Annotated in this window: 17 protein-coding genes; 4 read left to right on the top strand and 13 right to left on the bottom strand. The window is 73.3% G+C overall.

Annotated features, from left to right (window positions below):
- Window positions 1-3: 3 nt before the first annotated feature.
- The 3 genes from ACIHFE_RS16285 to purD all read right to left on the bottom strand — a co-directional run bounded on the left by ACIHFE_RS16285 (window position 4) and on the right by purD (window position 4,418).
- Window positions 4-1,269, bottom strand: coding sequence for a N,N-dimethylformamidase beta subunit family domain-containing protein (locus tag ACIHFE_RS16285; RefSeq protein ID WP_400106929.1), 1,266 nt, complete (start codon window positions 1,267-1,269; stop codon window positions 4-6).
- 6 nt (window positions 1,270-1,275) lie between these two features.
- On the bottom strand, window positions 1,276-2,880 hold the full coding sequence (locus ACIHFE_RS16280; protein WP_400106927.1) for a hypothetical protein: 1,605 nt from the start codon (window positions 2,878-2,880) through the stop codon (window positions 1,276-1,278).
- Between the two features lie 278 nt (window positions 2,881-3,158).
- The gene (gene purD, locus ACIHFE_RS16275) at window positions 3,159-4,418 is read right to left on the bottom strand and encodes a phosphoribosylamine--glycine ligase (protein ID WP_400106925.1); all 1,260 of its coding nucleotides are present in this window, start codon (window positions 4,416-4,418) and stop codon (window positions 3,159-3,161) included.
- 240 nt (window positions 4,419-4,658) lie between these two features.
- Here purD and ACIHFE_RS16270 point away from each other — a divergent pair, with 240 nt between their 5' ends.
- Window positions 4,659-5,387 carry an SLATT domain-containing protein gene (locus ACIHFE_RS16270; RefSeq protein ID WP_400106923.1) on the top strand — a complete coding sequence of 243 codons (729 nt, stop codon included), beginning with the start codon at window positions 4,659-4,661 and terminating at the stop codon, window positions 5,385-5,387.
- Window positions 5,388-5,510: 123 nt separating this feature from the next.
- On the opposite strand, the gene ACIHFE_RS16265 is transcribed toward ACIHFE_RS16270, so the two are convergent.
- The 3 genes from ACIHFE_RS16265 to ACIHFE_RS16255 all read right to left on the bottom strand — a co-directional run bounded on the left by ACIHFE_RS16265 (window position 5,511) and on the right by ACIHFE_RS16255 (window position 8,396).
- Window positions 5,511-6,161 (bottom strand): hypothetical protein, encoded by a 651-nt coding sequence (locus ACIHFE_RS16265; protein WP_400106921.1) that lies wholly within the window; start codon window positions 6,159-6,161, stop codon window positions 5,511-5,513.
- An 84-nt stretch (window positions 6,162-6,245) separates the two neighbouring features.
- Window positions 6,246-6,920, bottom strand: coding sequence for a GntR family transcriptional regulator (locus ACIHFE_RS16260; protein ID WP_400106919.1), 675 nt, complete (start codon window positions 6,918-6,920; stop codon window positions 6,246-6,248).
- Window positions 6,921-7,043: 123 nt separating this feature from the next.
- Entirely contained in the window at window positions 7,044-8,396 is a 1,353-nt protein-coding gene (locus ACIHFE_RS16255; RefSeq protein ID WP_400106917.1) for an aspartate aminotransferase family protein, read from the bottom strand.
- Between the two features lie 340 nt (window positions 8,397-8,736).
- Between ACIHFE_RS16255 and ACIHFE_RS16250 the strand changes: the two genes are divergently transcribed.
- Entirely contained in the window at window positions 8,737-8,940 is a 204-nt protein-coding gene (locus tag ACIHFE_RS16250) for a cold-shock protein (RefSeq protein WP_400106915.1), read from the top strand.
- Window positions 8,941-9,073: 133 nt separating this feature from the next.
- Window positions 9,074-10,678, top strand: coding sequence for a protein kinase (locus tag ACIHFE_RS16245; RefSeq protein ID WP_400106913.1), 1,605 nt, complete (start codon window positions 9,074-9,076; stop codon window positions 10,676-10,678).
- 71 nt (window positions 10,679-10,749) lie between these two features.
- On the opposite strand, the gene ACIHFE_RS16240 is transcribed toward ACIHFE_RS16245, so the two are convergent.
- Window positions 10,750-12,036, bottom strand: coding sequence for an adenylosuccinate synthase (locus ACIHFE_RS16240; RefSeq protein ID WP_400106911.1), 1,287 nt, complete (start codon window positions 12,034-12,036; stop codon window positions 10,750-10,752).
- Between the two features lie 177 nt (window positions 12,037-12,213).
- Between ACIHFE_RS16240 and ACIHFE_RS16235 the strand changes: the two genes are divergently transcribed.
- A complete protein-coding gene (locus tag ACIHFE_RS16235; protein ID WP_400106909.1) occupies window positions 12,214-13,053 on the top strand; it encodes a diacylglycerol kinase in 840 nt (279 codons plus the stop codon).
- 43 nt (window positions 13,054-13,096) lie between these two features.
- Here ACIHFE_RS16235 and ACIHFE_RS16230 read toward each other — a convergent pair whose 3' ends face one another.
- The 6 genes from ACIHFE_RS16230 to ACIHFE_RS16205 form a co-directional block, all read right to left on the bottom strand.
- Window positions 13,097-14,308 carry a cytochrome P450 gene (locus ACIHFE_RS16230; protein WP_400106907.1) on the bottom strand — a complete coding sequence of 404 codons (1,212 nt, stop codon included), beginning with the start codon at window positions 14,306-14,308 and terminating at the stop codon, window positions 13,097-13,099.
- Between the two features lie 23 nt (window positions 14,309-14,331).
- Window positions 14,332-14,991 (bottom strand): response regulator, encoded by a 660-nt coding sequence (locus ACIHFE_RS16225; RefSeq protein ID WP_400106905.1) that lies wholly within the window; start codon window positions 14,989-14,991, stop codon window positions 14,332-14,334.
- A complete protein-coding gene (locus ACIHFE_RS16220; RefSeq protein WP_400107030.1) occupies window positions 14,988-16,232 on the bottom strand; it encodes a sensor histidine kinase in 1,245 nt (414 codons plus the stop codon). The genes ACIHFE_RS16225 and ACIHFE_RS16220 overlap by 4 nt, the downstream gene beginning before the upstream one ends.
- 145 nt (window positions 16,233-16,377) lie before the next feature.
- A complete protein-coding gene (locus tag ACIHFE_RS16215) occupies window positions 16,378-17,082 on the bottom strand; it encodes an alpha/beta hydrolase (RefSeq protein WP_400106903.1) in 705 nt (234 codons plus the stop codon).
- Window positions 17,073-18,296 carry a kynureninase gene (gene kynU / locus ACIHFE_RS16210; RefSeq protein WP_400106901.1) on the bottom strand — a complete coding sequence of 408 codons (1,224 nt, stop codon included), beginning with the start codon at window positions 18,294-18,296 and terminating at the stop codon, window positions 17,073-17,075. Before kynU ends, ACIHFE_RS16215 begins: the two co-directional genes overlap by 10 nt.
- Window positions 18,289-19,128, bottom strand: coding sequence for a tryptophan 2,3-dioxygenase (locus ACIHFE_RS16205; RefSeq protein ID WP_400106899.1), 840 nt, complete (start codon window positions 19,126-19,128; stop codon window positions 18,289-18,291). Before ACIHFE_RS16205 ends, kynU begins: the two co-directional genes overlap by 8 nt.
- Between the last annotated feature and the right edge of the window lie 6 nt (window positions 19,129-19,134).

The raw sequence follows: 19,134 nt of genomic DNA, 5'->3' as shown, positions 1-19,134 counted from the left end.
GGGTCAGACCCGTTTGCAGATGTGGTCGAGGAGATTGGCGGTGGCCCGCTGGATTCGGGGATCGGCGTGGCCGGGCCGGTCCAGGGCGCGGGTCCAGCCGAGGGTGCCGGCGGCGAACACCAGGGCGCCGCCGGGGGCGCGGTAGAGGGAGGTCTCCTGGTGGCGGCGGGTGCCCCTGGCGTCCCGGTACGGGGAGTGGGCGAGCAGGATGCGCTCGGTGTGCGCGGGCAGCGCGGTGCGCGGGTGGTAGCGGTCGGCCTCGCCGGCCACCAGACCGGGCAGTTCCTCGCCGTCGGCGGTGCCGGTGCCCTCCCACAGCCAGTGGCCGGCGTTGCGGACCACCAGCGGAGCCGCCACCGGAACCCGGCCCGCCGACTGGATGCCCAGCAGCTGCTGCTCGGGCAGGCCCGCGTCGCGCCAGAGCGGGCGCTGGGTACGACGGGTCAGCAACCGGTCGGGGCCGGCCGGGGAAGGGGCCAGTGACGCCCTGCGGTACAGGGCGCCGGCGGAGAGGAAGACCAGCGAGGTGCCGGCGTCCCGGGCCCGCTCCACGGCGCGCCGCATGGGGGCGGTCCAGTAGGCGTGGTGGCCGGGGAAGACCAGGCCGCGATAGCGGGCCGGGTCGATCCGGCCGGTGTGCAGGTCGCGGCTGCCGGCGCAGGCCAGGTCGTAGCCGTAGCGCTCGGCCCAGCGGATGAAGTCGTGCACCCCGTCCAGGCCCGGGGGGAGGCCGCCGCCCGCGTAGGGCCGGTCCAGGGAGAGGGTCGCCGGCGGGTCCTGGCCCGGCCCCGGTCCGTCCTCCTCGGGGTAGGTGTTGGCCGCCTGCCAGCTGAGATCGGGCAGCACCAGCAGGAGATCGGCGGGGCCGCCGTCGTGGACCGTGAAGGGAATGTGGCCGCGCCGCCCGTCGGCGGTTCTCAGCTCGGCGAGATAGGCGCCCAGCCGCCAGTCCGCCGGGACCCGCAGCCGCCAGGAGAGCCACCAGTGGTGGCAGGAGGCGGTGCGCTCCACCACCAGCGGATCCGGCTGGACCAGACCGGGCAGCCGGGGGCTGACGGCCACCTGGGCGGTGGGGTGGCCCGGGTAGTGGCCCACCCGGTGGACGCGCACCGTGAAGGGCGACGGCGGGTCGGTGGTGACCCTCAGATCGAGGCAGTCGCCGGGGGCGACGGAGGGTTCGGTGGCGAATCCGGCGAGCCGGGCGGTACGGGGCGGACGAACCGCCGGGCCGGCGGCGGGGTCAGGGGTGGCGGGGCCGGGAGGGGGCAATGGTGGTCACCCCAGCCGGACCGGCTTCTCCGGGCGGACGCCTACCTCGCCCAGCCAGGCGCGCAGCGGCTCGCCGTCGCCGTCATCGATCAGGCTGTGGACGGAGCGCAGCAGGTCCGCGCGGCGGGCGCCGCCGATGAGCAGGGCGGGGCCGTCCAGCCAGTCGAGGCCGGGGGCGGCCCCGGCGGTGTCCACGGCGGCGCAGCAGACCAGGGCGGTGACATGGTCGGTGAGGAGCTCCCGGCCGCTGCGCGGTGGCTGGAGGGGGAAGAGGGGGGCCAGTCCGTCCACCCGGAGGGCGCCGGACTCGGCCCGGCCCGCGGCCAGCCGGCTGGCCTCGCGGGCCACCTCGGCGCTCAGCCTGACGCCCAGCTCCTCCCCCATGCCGTCGGCCGCCGGGCCGGTGAGCCGGTCCAGGACCCGGGCCACGGTGGGGGCGACGGGCGTGGAGCAGACGGCCGGAGCGGCGAGGTCGTCCAGGACGCGGTGCAGCCGGGCCGCCTCCAGCCGCCAGGTGCGGTCGACGACCTCCTCCGGGTACTGGCTCCAGCTGACCGGGGCCCAGCCGGGGCCGGACTCGGCCGGGCCGCCGTGGAAGAGCCGGGCGGCCAGCAGGGAGGCGGCCTCGTCGATCAGACCGGGCTCCTCCAGCAGGTCACAGGCGGGTCGCTCGCCCAGCCGGGAGGCGAAGCCCTCGGCCAGGCGGTCGCGGCGGGAGAGCTCGGTGAGCGCGGAGACCACGCCCGCGTCCAGCCGGGAGGGCCAGCGGCCCATCCGCCAGGCGGGCAGGGCGACCCGGTTGAGCAGCCGGTCCCAGCCGGCGTAGGCCAGGCCGACCTGCTCCTGGGCGACGATCCGCAGGCCGTAGTCCACCGTCTGGGCGCGCTCGGAGGCCGCGGTGGCCACCCCGCGCTCCATCTCGGCGGCATGCTCCCGGCAGGAGCGCAGCAGCAGCCGGGCGATCCAGCCGACGAACGCGAGGGGGGGCCTGCTCGCCGCGACGGCCACGGCGGCGTCCAGGCCCCGGACGAAGCGGCGGGCGGCCGCTATGTCGGGATGGGCGGCCGGGCCGGTGCCGGCCACCACCGGGGCCAGCAGGGCGCGCAGCTCGGCGACCCGCATCCACCACAGAAAGGGCGAGCCGATCACCAGCACCGGGGCGGCGGCCGCGCGCCGCCGGCCGGTCCCCTGGCCGTGCGCCGGGTGGGTGCGGTCCTCCAGCCAGCTGTCGCAGTCGGGGGTGAGGGCTATGGCGGAGGGAGGCGGGACCTCCAGCCGGTCGGCGAGGTCGCGGACCAGGCGGTAGAGGTCGGGGGCGGTCGCCTCGGGGATCGGCACGGTGGGGCTCAGCGCCGGTCTGGCCCTGGTCACCACCACGGCCACCACCGCCGCCAGCGCCAGGGCGGCCACCGCGGCGGCGCTGACCGCGGGGCGGATGGCATCCCCCACGCTGCCGTCCGGGATGCGGCCGGTGAGGGTGCCGGCCAGCAGCACCACGGCGACCGCGGCCGGCAGCAGGGCGACGGCCAGGGCGGTGCCGCGGATGCGCAGCACGGCGAGGGCGCGGGTGCGGGCGGTGTGAGCGCCGCCGCCGTTTTCCGTGGCTGCCATGTGATCGATCACCCCCTGGCCTTCCGTGGCGTCGTGCCGTCGTGGTCCACCCACCACTGTGGCACCGGGTTCGGACATCGCAATGCCGGTGGGCCAGTGGACGGACGGCTTGCGCCGCACGGTAGTTGGGGGTGGGGGCCACGTCAGCCGGTTGGCGGGGTCGTCACTCGATGGGATGGCTTTGGGTAAAGGTGGGTGCGGCGACCCAGGGCCCGTGGGTGGGCCCGCGCCCGCGGCACGTATTCCGCCCGCCCACCCTCCCGGTTCACCCGGCGCGGTCAGCCTTCCGCCAGCCCCTCGGCGACCTTCGCCGCGATGTCCGTCCGGTGGTGGGAGCCCGCCAGCCGGATACGGGACACCGCCCGGTACGCGCGCTCCCGGGCCTCGGCCAGGTCCCCGCCGGTGGCGGTCACCGAGAGCACCCGGCCGCCCGCGCTGACCACCGCGCCGGAGTCGTCCAGAGCGGTGCCCGCGTGCAGCACATAGGCGCCCTCGGTCTCCGCCGCCCCGTCCAGGCCCTCGATCACATCACCGGTGCGCGGGGTGCCCGGGTAGTTGTGCGCGGCCACCACCACGGTGACGGCCGCGCCCTCGGTCCAGCGCAGCGGCGGCAGGGCGGCCAGCGAGCCGGTCGCGGCGGCCAGCAGCAGCCCGGCCAGTGGGGTCTTCAGCCGGGCCAGCACCACCTGGGTCTCCGGATCGCCGAAGCGCGCGTTGAACTCGATCACCCGCACCCCCCGGGAGGTGATCGCCAGCCCCGCGTAGAGCAGCCCGGAGAACGGCGTGCCCCGGCGGCGCAGCTCGTCCACGGTGGGCTGGAGCACGGTCCCCAGGACCTCGTCGACCAGCTTGGGGTCCGCCCAGGGCAGCGGGGAGTAGGCGCCCATGCCGCCGGTGTTGGGCCCCTGGTCGCCGTCCAGGGCGCGCTTGAAGTCCTGGGCGGGCTGCAGCGGCACCACGGTCTCGCCGTCGGTAATGGCGAACAGGGAGACCTCGGGACCGTCCAGGTACTCCTCGATGACCACCCGGTCACAGGCCAGTGCGTGCTCCCGGGCCTCCGCCAGGTCGCCGGTGACCACCACGCCCTTGCCGGCGGCCAGTCCGTCGTCCTTGACCACATAGGGGGCGCCGAAGGCGTCCAGCGCCTCGTCGATCTCCTCCGGCGTGGTGCAGACATAGCTGCGGGCGGTGGGCACATTGGCGGAGGCCATCACGGACTTGGCGAAGGCCTTGGAGCCCTCCAGCTCGGCCGCCCGCGCGGACGGGCCGAAGACCGGGATGCCGCGCTCGCGCACCGCGTCGGCGACGCCCGCGACCAGCGGGGCCTCCGGGCCGACCACCACCAGTCCGGCGCCCAGCGAGACGGCGAGATCGGCGACAGCCGCGCCGTCCAGGGCATTCACCGGGTGCAGTTCCGCGACTTCCGCGATGCCGGCATTGCCGGGCGCGCAGTGCAGGGCGGTGACGTCGGGGTCGAGGGACAGTGAGCGGCACAGGGCGTGTTCGCGGGCGCCGCCGCCGATGACGAGGACCTTCACGGGGCTCACCCTATTGCCTCGCCGGATGGCCGCTCCGGCAAGGTCGGCGGGCCCGCCCGGCGGCCGGGCGGGACACCCCCGGCGGCCACTCTTTCGAGTGGACCGCGCCGCGCTCCCCTGCCATTCCCCAGCACTTACGGGCGGCAATGGCGGATTCCGTCCCCCAAACCCAGCCGTTCGGCGGTAGGAATGAGGCCGGTGTCACGGGTAGTACGCAGCGGCGACAGAGGGAGTTCAGGGGTGAGCCAGCCTGAGATGCAGCCCGATGGGCTCCCCACGGAGCAAGGCGGGAGGCACCGTGGCGACCTGCGCGGCAGGACCTTCCCGCTCGGCGACTGGGGGGAGCCCGCTCAGCGTCTTGACGAGCTGTACCGGTGGGTGGAGGGCGGTGCACTCTACCTGGCCGACTGGTATCTGGCCGACCGCGCCTGGAAGCGGCGCTGGGCGCGCGGCCTGCGGGTGAGCGCGGCGGTCTTCGCGGTGGTGGGGGCGGCACTGCCGCTGCTGGAGCTGACCCGGGTGGTGCACACCGGGTCCTGGGCGTTCCTGGCGCTGCTGGGCGCGGTGGCCTGTGTGGCCTGCGACCGCTACTTCGGGCTGACCACCGGCTGGATGCGCGCGGTGGCCACCTCGCAGGCGGTGCAACGGCGCCTGGAGGCCCTGCAGTTCGACTGGGCCTCGGAGTGTGTACGGGAGGTCCTCGGCCCCACCGAGGGCACCGCCAGCGAGGCGGCCGAGCGCTGTCTGTCCGTGCTGCGCCGGTTCTCCGAGGATGTCTCGGAGCTGGTCCGGGCCGAAACGGCCGACTGGATGGTGGAGTTCCGGGCCGGACCGGCGCCGCTGCTGACCCAGTCCCTGGTGTCCTGGGGCCCAAGGGGCGAGAACGGCGGGCCGGTTGGGCGTTTTCCGCTGCCGCCGGGTTCCCGGCCCAATATGCCGCGACAGCGGCCGCCGGAGTCGCCCCGCTGAGCGCTCCGCCGAGCGCTCCGCTGGAAGGGCGGTACTTCGGCTGCGGGCAGTCCGGGGCTGGTCGCGCCCACGCGGCGGAGCCGCATCATGCAGCCGCCCCGCGCCCCTTTCGGGGCGCGGAGGTCAACTGAAGACGATCATCGAGCCCTGTCCCAGGCTGCGGGTGGCGGCCGCGTGCAGCCCCAGCCAGACATGCCGCTCCCGGGCGAACGGGCTGTCGTCGTACGGTCCGGGCGCGGCGCGCTCCTCCAGCGTGGTGGGGCGGTCCGGTGCGGCCGGCGGGGCGGGCGGGTTGTCCGGGTCGATGCCCAGCACCGGGGCCACCTGGTGCAGTTCGCGCAGCAGACCATGGCTGGATCCCAACGGGCCGCCGCCCTCCAGCAGTTCGTCGTTGGACAGCGGATGGGTGAAGTCCACCGGCACATAGGCTCCGGCGTGGTCGAAGTGCCAGACCAGATGGGACTCCTGGGCGGTCGTCTCGAACATCTCCAGCAACTGCTCGTAGTCCCCGCCGAGTTCACCCACCGGGGTGACCGAGAGCCCGCACAGGTTGAGCAGATGGGCGCGGCGCAGGAAGTGCAGGGCGTCGTAGTCGAAGGCGGCCACCGGGGCCACGTCCCCGGAGAGGCCGGGCATATAGCCGAAGACCGGAACCGGCGGCAGCCCCGCGTCGCCCAGCGCCTTGTCATACGCCGCAATCTCCTCGGCGAAGGGGTTGTCCGGGCTGTGGCAGAGCACATCGACCAGGGGGACCAGCCACAGATCACAGGCCACGTGAGCTCACTCTCGTTCTCGCCAATGGGGCCAATAAGTGAGATGGTCGGGCCAGCGTAGTGCCGCCTGGCCGGTTGGCGTGGTTCAGGAACCGGCCAGCGACTCGATCAGGGCCAGGGCGTGGTCGTTGTAGTCCAGGGTCAGCCGCATCACCTCGGCCGCGTCCCGGCGGGCGAGGGCCTCCACCATCTCCGGGTGCTCCCGCCACAGCCGCCCGCTCAGGTCCGGCACCCGGCGCAGCAGCGGCACCATGAACACCCAGCTCTGCACCCGCACCCTGGCCAGGAAGTCGGAGACATAGGGGTTGCCCACCAGCGCCGCGAACTCGCCCCAGAAGCGCAGGTCATAGCCGATGAGGACATCCAGTTCACCGGCGCCGGCGGCGCGTGCCGCCTCGTCGGCGCGGCGCCGCACCGAGGCCAGCACCTCGGGGCCGGCGCCGTTCACCGCCCGTTCGATGGCATGCCGGAACATTCCCTCGAACATCATCCGGCGGGCCTCGACCATGGCCAGGAAGTCGGTGTACGAGAACTCGCGCACCCGGTAGCCCTTGTGCAGCTCCACATCGAGCAGCCCCTGGGAGCACAGGTCGAGCAGCGCCTCCCGGACCGGGGTGGCGGAGACGCCATAGCTCTCGGCGATCTCCTTGACGGTGAACTGCCGGCCGGCCGGGAGCCGTCCCGCGATCACCTCCTCGCGGAGGGCGTCCGCGATCTGCGAGCGCAGTGTGGTGCGCTTGACAGCGTCGCTGCCGGGCATGGTGCCTGGCCCCCCCTCTTGCCGAGTTCTCCGTTTCCCCTGACCGATGCGCGCATGCGAACGGCCCCCGCAACAAGATAGGCGAGGGCCGTCGCTCGTGTGTACGGTCGGGTGGCCGGGGGGTCAGCCGGTGGTGTGTGCGTCGGCCACCTTGAGCGCCTCGTCCAGGATGGCCAGACCGGTGCGGGCCTCGTCCTCGGTGAGGGTGCAGGGCGGCACCACATGGGTGCGGTTCATATTGACGAAGGGCCACAGCCCGCCCTTGCGGCAGGCGGCGGCGAAGGCGGCCATCGGGGCGTTGGCCTCGCCCGCGGCGTTGTAGGGCACCAGGGGCTCCCGGGTGGTGCGGTCCCTGACCAGCTCCAGGGCCCAGAAGACGCCCAGGCCGCGTACCTCGCCGACCGAGGGGTGGCGCTCGGCGAGCTCGCGCAGACCGGGGCCGAGGATGTGCTCGCCCAGGTGGGCGGCGTGCTCCACGATGCCCTCCTCGGCCATGGCGTTGATGGTGGCCACCGCCGAGGCACAGGCCAGCGGATGGCCGGAATACGTCAGACCGCCGGGGTAGGGGCGCTTGTCGAAGGTGGCGGCGATCTCCGCGGAGATGGCCACCCCGCCCAGCGGCACATACCCGGAGTTGACGCCCTTGGCGAAGGTGAGCAGGTCGGGCGTGACCCGCCAGTGGTCGGCGGCGAACCAGGCGCCGGTGCGGCCGAAGCCGGCCATCACCTCGTCCAGGATGAACACGATCCCGTACCGGTCGCAGATCTCCCGTACGCCCGCCAGATAGCCGGCCGGCGGCACCAGGATGCCCGCGGTGCCCACCACGGTCTCCAGGATGATCGCGGCCACCGTCCCGGGGCCCTCGAAGGCGACCACCTCCTCCAGGTGGGCCAGCGCCCGCTCGCACTCCTGCTCCTGGTTGGCGGCATGGAAGTGGGAGCGGTAGAGGAACGGACCCCAGAAGTGCACCACTCCGGCCGAGGCGGTGTCGGAGGGCCAGCGCCGGGGGTCACCGGTGAGGTTGATGGCCGCGGCGGTGGCGCCGTGGTACGAGCGGTAAGCGCTGAGCACCTTGGGGCGGCCGGTGTGCAGCCGGGCCATCCGCACCGCGTTCTCCACCGCCTCGGCGCCGCCATTGGTGAAGAAGATCTTGTCCAGGTCGCCGGGGGTGCGCTCGGCGATCAGCCGCGCGGCCTCGGCCCGTACGTCCACCGCGAAGCCGGGAGCCACCGTGCACAGCCGGCCCGCCTGCTCCTGGATGGCGGCGACCACCTTGGGGTGCTGGTGGCCGATGTTGGTGTTGACCAGCTGGGAGGAGAAGTCCAGATAGCGGTTGCCGTCGTGGTCCCAGAAGTGGGAGCCCTCGGCGCCGGCCACCGCCAGCGGGTCGATCAGGCCCTGGGCGGACCAGGAGTGGAAGACGTGCGCGCGGTCGGCGGCCTTCACGGCGGCACCGGTGGAGGGGAGCGTGCTCACGGTCGGTCCTCGCGGGTCGGAGGGGTGCCGCGGAGTGCGGCGGGGTGCGGCCCGCCCAGCCTAGGGATCACCGGGAGAGCCGGGTACCGGCACAGTGTCGGGGAGCCGGGCACCCCGTCGACAGAGTGCCGGGCCGGACGCCGGGCAAATCGCCTGCGACAAATACCGATTCACCGGCATTTCGCATGCTACGGTCGTCCGCGGTTCGCAGTTGTGGAACCCCCAAGTCCTCTGCGCCTGACGGTCCGAGACCTCGGGCGCTCTTCTCTTTCCTCGCTTTCCAAACGTTCCGATCTTTCCGAATGGCACTCATCCACCCCCCACCAACGAGGAGTTCGCCTTGGCTACTGGCACCGTGAAGTGGTTCAACTCGGAGAAGGGCTTCGGCTTCATCCAGCAGGACGGCGGCGGCGCCGACGTCTTCGCCCATTACTCCAACATCGCCACCCATGGCTTCCGGGAACTCACCGAGGGCCAGAAGGTCACCTTCGACATCACCCAGGGCCACAAGGGGCCGCAGGCGGAGAACATCATCCCGTCCTGACGGGACATCAAAGCCGCTCGGAAGGGGCCGGAGTTCCGCGTTTCGCACGCGGGGCTCCGGCCCCTTCGGCATCCGGCTATTCTCCGCATCGAGGAACATGGGGGCACGGGGGGTTGAAGGAGTGCGTACGTCCATGGAAGCTCTGTCGCCCGAGGATCCGCGGACGCTGGGCGGATACCGGCTGCTCGGCCGGCTCGGCGCGGGCGGCATGGGCCGGGTCTACCTGGCCCGCTCGGACCGCGGCCGGACGGTGGCGGTCAAGCTGGTCCGGCCGGAACTGGCCGGGCAGGAGGAGTTCCGCCGCCGCTTCCGCCAGGAGGTCAGAGCCGCCCGGCAGGTGGGCGGCGAGTGGACGGCACCGGTGCTGGACGCCGACACCGAGGCGGAGATCCCCTGGGTGGCCACCGGCTATATAGCCGGGCCCTCGCTGACCCGGGTGGTGGAGGAGTACGGGCCGCTGCCCGAGCGCAGCGTACGGATCCTGGCCGCCGCCCTGGCCCGTGCCCTGCAGTCCGTGCACGCCGCCGGACTGGTGCACCGCGATCTCAAGCCCTCCAATGTCCTGATCACCCTGGACGGACCACGGGTGATCGACTTCGGTATCGCCCGCGCCCTGGAGAGCGTCACCGCCAGCGGCCTGACCCGCACCGGGGCGCCGGTGGGCTCGCCCGGCTTTATGTCCCCCGAGCAGGTGCGGGGACGGCCGGTGACGCCCGCCAGCGACCTCTTCTGCCTGGGCTCGGTGCTGGCCTACGCGGCCACCGGGCTGTCCCCCTTCGGCACCGCCGACAGCGGGGTGCACGCCCTGATGTTCCGCATCGCCGAGGAGGAGCCGGACCTGGACCGGGTCCCGGAGAGCCTGCGCCCGCTGACCGCCGCCCTGCTGGCCAAGGACCCGGCCCGACGCCCCACCCCCGAGCAGGTGCTGGAGCGCCCCGGGACCCGGGACGCGCTGGACGGCCTGCGGGGCGGCGACCCCTGGCTGCCCGGCCCGCTGGTGGCCGAGCTGGGCCGGCACGCCATCCAGCTGCTGAATGTGGAGGAGCCCGGCGCGCCGGTGCCGCCCTCCGAGCTGCCCACCCGGGTGGGAAACCCGGAGCAGCCGCCGACCATGACCGCCTCCCCCGCGCCGCCGGTGTGGGCTCCGCCCGGGCCGCACCCGCCGACCGTGGTCCACCACCAGCCGCCCGCCCCGCAGCGCCGCCGGCGGCCGTATCCGCTGGTGGCCATAGCGGTGCTCGGGGTGCTGGCCGGGGCCGGCACGGTCTATCTGGTCAGACACCATGGCACCGGCCCGGCCGGGCCCGGCCCGTCACCCACCGCGCCGGTCACCACCACCACCACCGCCAGCACGCCCGCGCCGCCCACCCATGGCCCCTCCCCGACCGTCGGCACCGCACAGGACTACCTGGGGACCTGGCAGTCCGGCTTTGACACCCACGGCGGCCACAGCAGCCGCACCATCACCGTCCAGCAGGGCACCGCCCGGATCCAGGGCAGCGGCTTCCTGGACGACGGCACCGCCTACACCTGCGCCTGGGACGCGGTGGTGAACGGCGGCGGCAATGGCGCCCCGCTGCACCTGGGCCCCTCCGCCGTGGTCCAGGCCCAGCCCGCCTCCGCCTGCCAGCCCGGCTCCGCCTCCGACCTGGTGCTGCTGCCGGACGGCCGGATGCGGCGGGACTTCACGGACTCGGGGACCAAGGACGCCTCGCTGGTCTACCGCAGGGCGGGCTGAACACGCCGAAGCGCCCCGGCGGTTGGATCCCGACCGCCGGGGCGCTTTGTCAGCCTGCCTTGTCAAACGTCCTAGGACAGGAAGGAGTTGATCTCGATCGTCTCGTCCCGGCCCGGGCCCACACCGATCGCGGAGATCGGGGCACCCGACATCTCCTCCAGCGCCTTGACATACGCCTGGGCGTTCTTGGGCAGCTCGGAGAACGTCTTGGCCTTGGAGATGTCCTCGGTCCAGCCCGGCAGCATCTCGTAGATCGGCTTCGCGTGGTGGAAGTCGGTCTGGCTGTAGGGCAGTTCCTCGACGCGCTTGCCGTCGATCTCGTACGCGACACAGACCGGGATCTGCTCCCAGCCGGTGAGCACGTCGAGCTTGGTGAGGAAGAAGTCCGTCAGGCCGTTGACGCGGGTCGCGTAGCGGGCGATGACGGCGTCGAACCAGCCACAGCGGCGGTCACGGCCGGTGGTCACACCGCGCTCGCCGCCGATGGTGCGCAGCGCCTCGCCGTCCTTGTCGAACAGCTCGGTGGGGAACGGACCGGCGCCGACGCGGGTGGTGTACGCCTTCAGGATGCCGATGACCCGGTTGATCTTCGTGGGGCCGACGCCCGCACCCGTGCAGGCACCGCCCGCGGTCGGGTTGGACGAGGTCACGAACGGGTACGTGCCGTGGTCCACGTCCAGCAGGGTGCCCTGGCCGCCCTCGAAGAGGACGACCTTGCCCTCGTCGATGGCGTTGTTGAGGACCAGCGTGGTGTCCGCCACAAACGGCTTGATCTGCTCGGCGTAGCCCAGCAGCTCCTCCACGATCCGGCCGGCGTCGATGGCACGGCGGTTGTAGAGCTTGGCCAGGATCTGGTTCTTGAAGTCGAGAGCCGCCTCCACCTTCTGGGTGAGGATCGACTCGTCGTAGAGGTCCTGGACCCGGATGCCCACCCGGTTGATCTTGTCCGCGTAGGTCGGGCCGATGCCACGGCCGGTGGTACCGATCTTGCGCTTGCCCAGGAAGCGCTCGGTGACCTTGTCCACCGTGGTGTGGTACGGCGTGATCAGGTGCGCATTACCGCTGACCAGCAGCTTGGACGTGTCGACGCCACGCTCGTTCAGTCCGCTCAGCTCGGAGAGCAGGACCGCCGGGTCGACGACCACGCCGTTGCCGATCACCGGGGTACACCCCGGGGAGAGGATTCCGGAGGGGAGGAGATGCAGCGCATATTTCTGGTCGCCGACAACCACCGTGTGGCCGGCGTTGTTGCCACCTTGGTAGCGCACCACATAGTCAACGGATCCACCGAGCAGGTCGGTGGCCTTCCCCTTGCCCTCGTCACCCCACTGAGCACCGAGCAGCACAAGTGCGGGCACAGGCGTACACCCCTTCCGGGCGGGGCATGTCCAACGTGCACAGGTGGTGTGACCGCGCTTGGTTTCGGGTGCGCACCACCGCCAGAGCCGTCGAACCGGTGCCCCGGATAGACGAAGCCCCTGGCGCAACAGCGACAGGGGCTCTTGCACCGAGAGGTTACCTGAGGAAGGACGAACGTGTCGGCTGCAGACCCGACTGGACAGCAGCTGCTCGTCGTCATCGACCCGGTCGCCCGGCGCGTGGACGGCGAATCCGTGCGGATCGCCAGGGACGTGCTGTGTGGAGGAGCGGTGGCGAAAATCTGCCTCCCGAACGGTCCGCAGGAGACCGTCCGGGCGGTCGCCCGGCGCGGCAGGAGGCGGATCGTGGTCATCGGCGACGACCGGGCGTTACTGCGCGTGGTCGCCCTGTTGCACCGGAAGGGGGAGCTGGCCGAGGCGCCGCTGGCCTGGGTTCCGGTGGGGCCGCCGCACTCGCTGTCGGTGGCCCGCGCCCTGGACGTCCCGCCGGGCGCGGTGGCCGCCGCCCGGGCGGTGCTGGAGGGCGCCGAGCGGCGGCTGGGGCTGCTGGCCGACGAGGACGGCGGGGTGGTGCTGGACGGGCTGTGGGTGCCGGCCGGTTCCTCCGGCCCGTACGCGCCCGGGGTCCCGGCGCCGGCCCGGCCCTGGTGGCGGCCGACGGCGCGGGGTGCGCTGGCCCTGCTGTCCCGGCCGACGGTACGGCACCAGGCCCGGGCGGGCTGTGCGGAGCTGCGGGTGGTGGCGGACGGGGTGCTGCTGGCGGAGCCGGGTCAGCCGGTGGGGCGGGTCACGGTGTCCGCGGTGGACGGCCTGGCGGAGGTGGAGGTCCACCCGCTGGGCATGGACGGCCCACTGCGCTGCCGGGCTCGCTCGGTGACCGTCTCCGGTCCCGGGTTCCGCTATCTCGCGGACAACCGCTCCCGGGGCCCGGTACGGGCGCGCACCTGGACGGCCGTCCAGGAAGGCTGGCGCCTGGTCCTGCCGAGCGCCCCTTGAGGGGCGCGGGGATCGCCGGGTACCCGTAGGGGGCGCGGGGAACTCAGACCTCGACGAGAAGCTCACGCGGGCCGCGCATGACAAATCCCGGCTTCCAGCGCGGCTCGGAAGCCGGCCGCAGGCCCGGCGCCCGGCGCAGCAGCTCGCCGAAGGACGCGGCGAGTTCAAGGCGGGCCAGCGGCGCCCCCAGGCAGTAGTGGATGCCCGCGCCAAAGCCGAGGTGCGGATTCTCCGCGCGGGTGAGGTCCAGCCGCCCGGGATCCCGGAAGCACGCCGGATCATGGTTCGCGGAGCCGAAGAGCAGAGCGACCTCGCTCCCCCGCGGGATCACCGTCCCCCCGATCTCGATGTCATCCAGCACCCACCGCTCAAAGAGCTGGAGCGGAGTGTCGTACCGCAGCAGCTCCTCGACCGCCCCCGGCAGCAGCCCCGGATCCGCCCGGAGGGCCGCCGGCTGACCGGGGTGGCGGAACAGCGCCCACCAGCCGTTGCCCGTGGCGTTGACCGTTGCCTCGTGCCCGGCGTTGAGCAGCAGCACACAGGTGGCGACCACCTCCTCCTCGGACAGCCGCTCCCCGTCGTCACAGGCCGCTATCAGCGCGCTGATCAGGTCGTCGGCCGGCTCGGCCCGCCGCTCGGCGATCAGCCCCGCCAGATAGGCGGAGAACTCCTCCGAGGCCCGCACCGCGCGGCGTGCGGTCTCCTGGTCCGGGTTGAGCTCATACATGCCGCAGATGTCCGCGGACCAGGGCCGCAGCAGTTCCCGGTCGGCCGCCGGCACACCCAGCAGTTCGGCGATCACGGCCACCGGCAGCGGTTCGGCCAGCGCGGCCATCAGATCGCCGCCGCCGTCCGCCAGCAGCCCGTCCACCAGCTCGCGGGCCAGCCGGGTCACGGCCGGGGCCAGGGCGGCCACCGTGCGCGGGGTGAACGCCTGGGACACCAGGCGCCGTATCCGGGTGTGGTCGGCCCCTTCCAGGTCGAGCATCCCCAGGTCATTGAGCCGGTGGAAGGGCTGGTGCTCGGGCGGCGGCGGGGTGCGCCCGAACTCCTCGTGGCCGAAGCGGTGCAGATAGGTGCGGCCCAGCCGCCGGTCGCGCAGCAGCGCGCTGACGTCCGCGTGGTGCGGCACCAGCCACTGCCGGGTGGGCTCGAACCAGTGCACCCGGCCTGCCTCGCGCAGCCGGGCGTAGCCGGGGTAGGGGTCGGCGGTGAACTCCGGGGACCAGGGATCGAAAGCGCTCGTCGCATCCATGGGCGGAGGCTAGTGCCCGCCCCTCACCCGCCGGGAGTGATCAGCCCGGTCTCATAGGCGAAGACCGCGGCCTGGGTGCGGTCCCGCAGCCCCAGCTTCACCAGGACCCGGCTGACATGGGTCTTGACCGTGGACTCGGCGACCACCAGATACTCCGCGATCTCCGCGTTGGACAGGCCCTGGGCGACCAGCACCAGCACCTCGGTCTCCCGCTCGGTGAGGTCCCCGATCCGCTCCTGACTGGGCCCCCGGGGCGTGCCCAGCCGGGAGAACTCCTGGATCAGCCGCTTGGTGACGGTGGGCGCCAGCAGTGCCTCGCCGGAGGCCACCACCCGCACCCCGTCGGCGAGCTGGCGGGCGGAGGCGTCCTTGAGCAGGAAGCCGGAGGCCCCGGCGCGCAGTGCCTGGTAGACGTACTCGTCCAGGTCGAAGGTGGTCAGCACCAGCACCTTGGCGTCCGCGTCGGCGGCGACGATCTCCCGGGTGGCCTCCAGGCCGTTGAGCACCGGCATCCGGATGTCCATCAGGACGACATCCGGCCGCAGCTCGGCAACCCTGGCCACCGCCTGGCGGCCGTCCACGGCCTCGCCGACCACCTCGATGTCGGGCTGGGCGCCCAGCAGGACGGAGAAACCCTCGCGGACCATCATCTGGTCGTCGACGATCAACACCCGGATGCTCATGCCGCCGCCTCGCCCACGGCGACCGGCAGGAAGGCGGCCACCTCGTAGCCGCCGTCGTCCAGCGGCCCGGCCGTCAGCTCGCCGCCCAGCATGGCGACCCGTTCCCGCATGCCGAGCACGCCCTGGCCGGCGCCGGGCGAGGGCTTGGCCAGCCGGTCCGGCGGGCCGTTGACCACACGCAGGCCGAGCCCGCCGAGCACATGGCTGATCTCCACCCGGGCCGCCGCGCCGGGGGCGTGCCGCAGCACATTGCTCAGCGCCTCCTGGACGATGCGGTACGCGGACAGTTCCACCCCCGGCGGCAGCGGGCGTATCGCGCCGGTGGTGAGGTGCTCCACCGACAGCCCGGCCTGCCGGACGTTGGCCAGCAGCCCATCCAGCGTGGCCAGGGTGGGCTGCGGGGCCTCGGGGCCGGCGCCCTCGGGGTCCTCGGAGCGGATGACGCCCAGCACCCGGCGCAGCTCGGTCAGCGCCGCGACCGCGTTCTCCCGGATGGTGGCGAAGGCGGCGGCCAGCTCGGGCGGGGTCTGCTCCACCCGGTACGGGGCGGCCTCGGCCTGGATGGCGACCACGGACATATGGTGGGCGACCACGTCATGCAGCTCACGGGCGATGGTGGTGCGCTCCTCCAGCACCGTCCGCCGGGTGCGCTCGACCCGGGTGACGGCCTGCTGGGCGGCGACCTGCTGCCGGGACTCGCGGATGCCGCGCACGGCGAGCACGGCGAACAGCAGCACCCCGGAGAAGAGCATCAGCTCGAAGAGGCCGGAGACGCCGGGTGCGCCCGCCGGCTGTAGCAGGAAGGCATCCAGGAAGACCAGCAGCACCATGGTCAGCAGCCACATCTCGGCGGCGATGCGGGGGCGGGTGCGCATGGCGACCAGGGCCATCACCAGGACGTGGACGATCAGTGCGCCGGCCGTGTTCACGCCGAGGCCGAAGGCCAGGACGACCGCGCCGGCCGACAGCCACCAGGCGCCCAGCGGGCGGAACAGGGTGAGCAGCAGCGGAGTGGCGGTGAGCAGCGCCCCGACCGGGCCGCTGTAGCGCAGGGCCGTGAGCGTCAGGAAGGCGGTGAGCAGGCCGAGTGCGGTGTGCGGCAGCCAGCGGAGGTAGTGGCCGGTGCGACCCGGGGCCAGGCGGACCAGGAGGTGGTCGTCCGCCAGGGGTGGCAGCGGGCGGATGGCGAAGGCGTCCACGAACAGATCCTTGTGGATGCCGTTCGCGGCGTTCTTCAGCATGCGCAGTTCGCTGCGGATGCTTGCTTCGGGGATTTGGGTCACCGTTCCACGGTAGGGGTGGTGTGGACGCCCGGGCGTCCGCGTGGATGGGGATTCCGGGGGTCCGTCGGAAGTACTACGCGTTTGCTGCCGGGTGCGGCGCCGTTCACGGGTGGTGCGTGGGTGATGGTTGTGACGCGAGCATCGCGACCAGCTCGGCGAACGCAGCCGTCCCCGGCGTGATCGGCGCATAGTGGCCCACCCCGTCGAGCACCCGCAGCGGAACCCCCGCCGCGGCCGCGTACCGCCGCGAAAGCGAAACCGGCACCTCGGCATCGTCCGCGCCGTGCAGCAGACGAACCGGCGCCCGCAAAGGCAACCGAGCCATGGGATCCGCCTCCGCACAAGCCACACCCCCCAGGAACGACGCCACCGCGCCCCCGCTCAGCCCCAGCTCGTCCGCCAGCGCCAGATCGGCGACCGGGGCGACCGCCACCACCGGCCCCACCCCGGCGGAGGCGAGCAACAACGCCAGCTGCCCGCCCGCCGAGTGGCCGACCACCACCTCGCCGCGGCGGACCGCCCGCCGCACATCCCGGTAACTGGCCGGCCAGCCGCCCCCGTTCCCCACCCGCCGGTACTCCACCAGCGCCACCTCGAAGTCCAGATCCGCCAACGCCCGTGCGCAGGGCGCCAGATGACGGCGGTCGTAGGCCTCGCGCCAGAAGCCACCGTGCAGCAGGGCCACCCGCCGCCGGTTGCCCGGACCGTAACGGTCCACCACCTGGCTGGGATGCGGACCGTACGCCTCCGTGGCATCCGGCGCCGCATAGGGCAGCGACAACAGCGCCCGTTCCTCGGTCAGCGACATGCCAGCACCTCGCCCAGGGTCCGGGCCGCCCGTTCGGTCTCCGCGAAGCCCGTATAGAGCGGGGTGAAGCCGAACCGCAGCACATCCGGCCGCCGGAAGTCACCCACCACGCCGCGCCGGGCCAGCTCCGTCATCGCCTCGTCCGCCCCACCCCGGACGCACCGCAGCGACACCTGGCTGCCGCGCTCCCGGTGGGCTTCCGGGGTGAGCGGCTCCACCAGCCCCGGTGGGAGGTACGCGGCCGCACAGCGCAGGAAGAAGTCGGTCAGGGCAAGGGACTTGGCCCGCACTGCCGTCAACTCCACGCCGTCCCAGACCTCCAGGGCCGCCTCCAGGGCCAGCAGGGAGAGGATCTCCGGGGTGCCCACCCGGCCGCATACCGCGCCTTCGGCGGGCCGGTAGTGCGGGGACATCGCGAAGGGGTCGGCATGTGAGTTCCAGCCGGGCAGCGGGGAGTCGAAGCGCGGCTGGTGCTCCCGTCGCACATAGAGGAACGCGGGTGAACCGGGGCCACCGTTGAGGTACTTGTAGGTGCAGCCCACCGCGAAGTCCGCCCCGTCCGCGTCCAGCGCCACCGGCAGCGCGCCCGCGCTGTGGCACAGGTCCCAGACCACCCGGGCCCCGGCCGCCCGTACGGCCGCCGTGATGGCGGGCAGGTCGTACAGCCGGCCGGTGCGGTAGTCGACATGGTTGACCAGGGCGGCCGCGGTGCGCGGTCCGGCCGCGTCCGCCATCGCCCCGGCCGCCACCGGCCGCAGCCGGCAGCCGGTCAGCCGGGCCGCGGAGCCGGCGATATAGCCGTCGGTGGGGAAGGTGGCCGCGTCCACCAGGATCTCGTCCCGGCCCTCGCCGGGCGCCGCCATCCGTACCGCGCCGACAACCGCCTTGAACACATTGACACTTGTGGAGTCGCCGACCACCACCTGGCCCGGTCCGGCGCCGATCAGCCGCCCGATTCGGTCGCCGGTCCGCTCCGGCGCCGTCCACCAGCCCGACTCCGCCCAGGAGCGGATGCGCAGCCGCCCCCACTCCCGTCCGACCACCTCGGCCAGCCGTGGCTGCACCGCGCGCGGCAGGGCGCCCAGCGAGTTGCCGTCCAGATAGACGGTGTCCTCGTCGAGGACGAACTCCCGGCGTTTGGCATGGAGTCGGTCGGCGGCGTCCAGGGCGGCGGCCTCGGCCGCGAGGCCGGCCCGACCGGCCGCGTCAGACATGGCTGCGCGCCGTCCACAGCTCGGGGAAGACGCTCTTGGCCGCCCGCTTCTCCAGCCAGGCCACTCCCGAGGAGCCGCCGGTGCCCGGCTTGGCGCCCATCGCCCGCCGGGTGGCCACCAGATGGTCATTGCGCCAGCGCCAGACCAGTTCGCCTATCTCGGTCAGCGCCTCGCCCAGCCGCAGGGCCTCCTCGTCCCCTTCGCCCTCGGCGGCGTAGATCCGCTGCCAGACGGCCTCCACGCCCGGGTCGGCGGTGTACCGCTCGGAGACGTCCCGCTCGCGCACCGCCTCGGGTATCGCATGGCCGCGCCGGGCCAGCCAGCGCAGCACCTCGTCGTACAGGCTCGGTTCGTGCAACGCCTTCTCCAGCTCGGCGTGGACCGCCGGCACGCCCCGGTAGGGGACCAGCATGGCCGGGGTCCGCTCGCCGAGCAGGAACTCCAGGCGGCGGTAGGCCGCCGACTGGAAGCCGGAGGCGTCGCCCAGGGCGGAGCGGTAGCGGTTGAACTGGGTGGGGGTCAGATGCGCCAGCGGTTTCCAGGAGGCGTTGAGCGACTCCAGCTCGTACCCCGAGCGCTTCAGGGCGGCCAGCGCGGCCGGCAGGTCGTCGCCGCGCAGCGCCCGGCCGGCGGTCTGCCACTCATGGACGAGCAGGGTGAACCACAGCTCCATGACCTGGGTGGTGACCAGGAAGGACATCTCGCCCGGGTCATCGGAGAGCGGTTGCTGGAGGTGGCTGAGCACCGAGGCCCGTACATAGTCCTCGTACGGGGTGCTGCCGGTGAACTCCAGGTGGGGACCGGGGGTGTTGCCCGGTGGTGTGGACGTCATCTCGCC

Origin of the sequence: Streptomyces sp. NPDC052396 (assembly GCF_044593195.1) — a bacterium.
Lineage (GTDB): Bacteria > Actinomycetota > Actinomycetes > Streptomycetales > Streptomycetaceae > Streptomyces.
The sequence above is the reverse complement of the archived record's forward strand: the minus strand, read 5'-3'. Positions and strand labels throughout refer to the sequence as shown.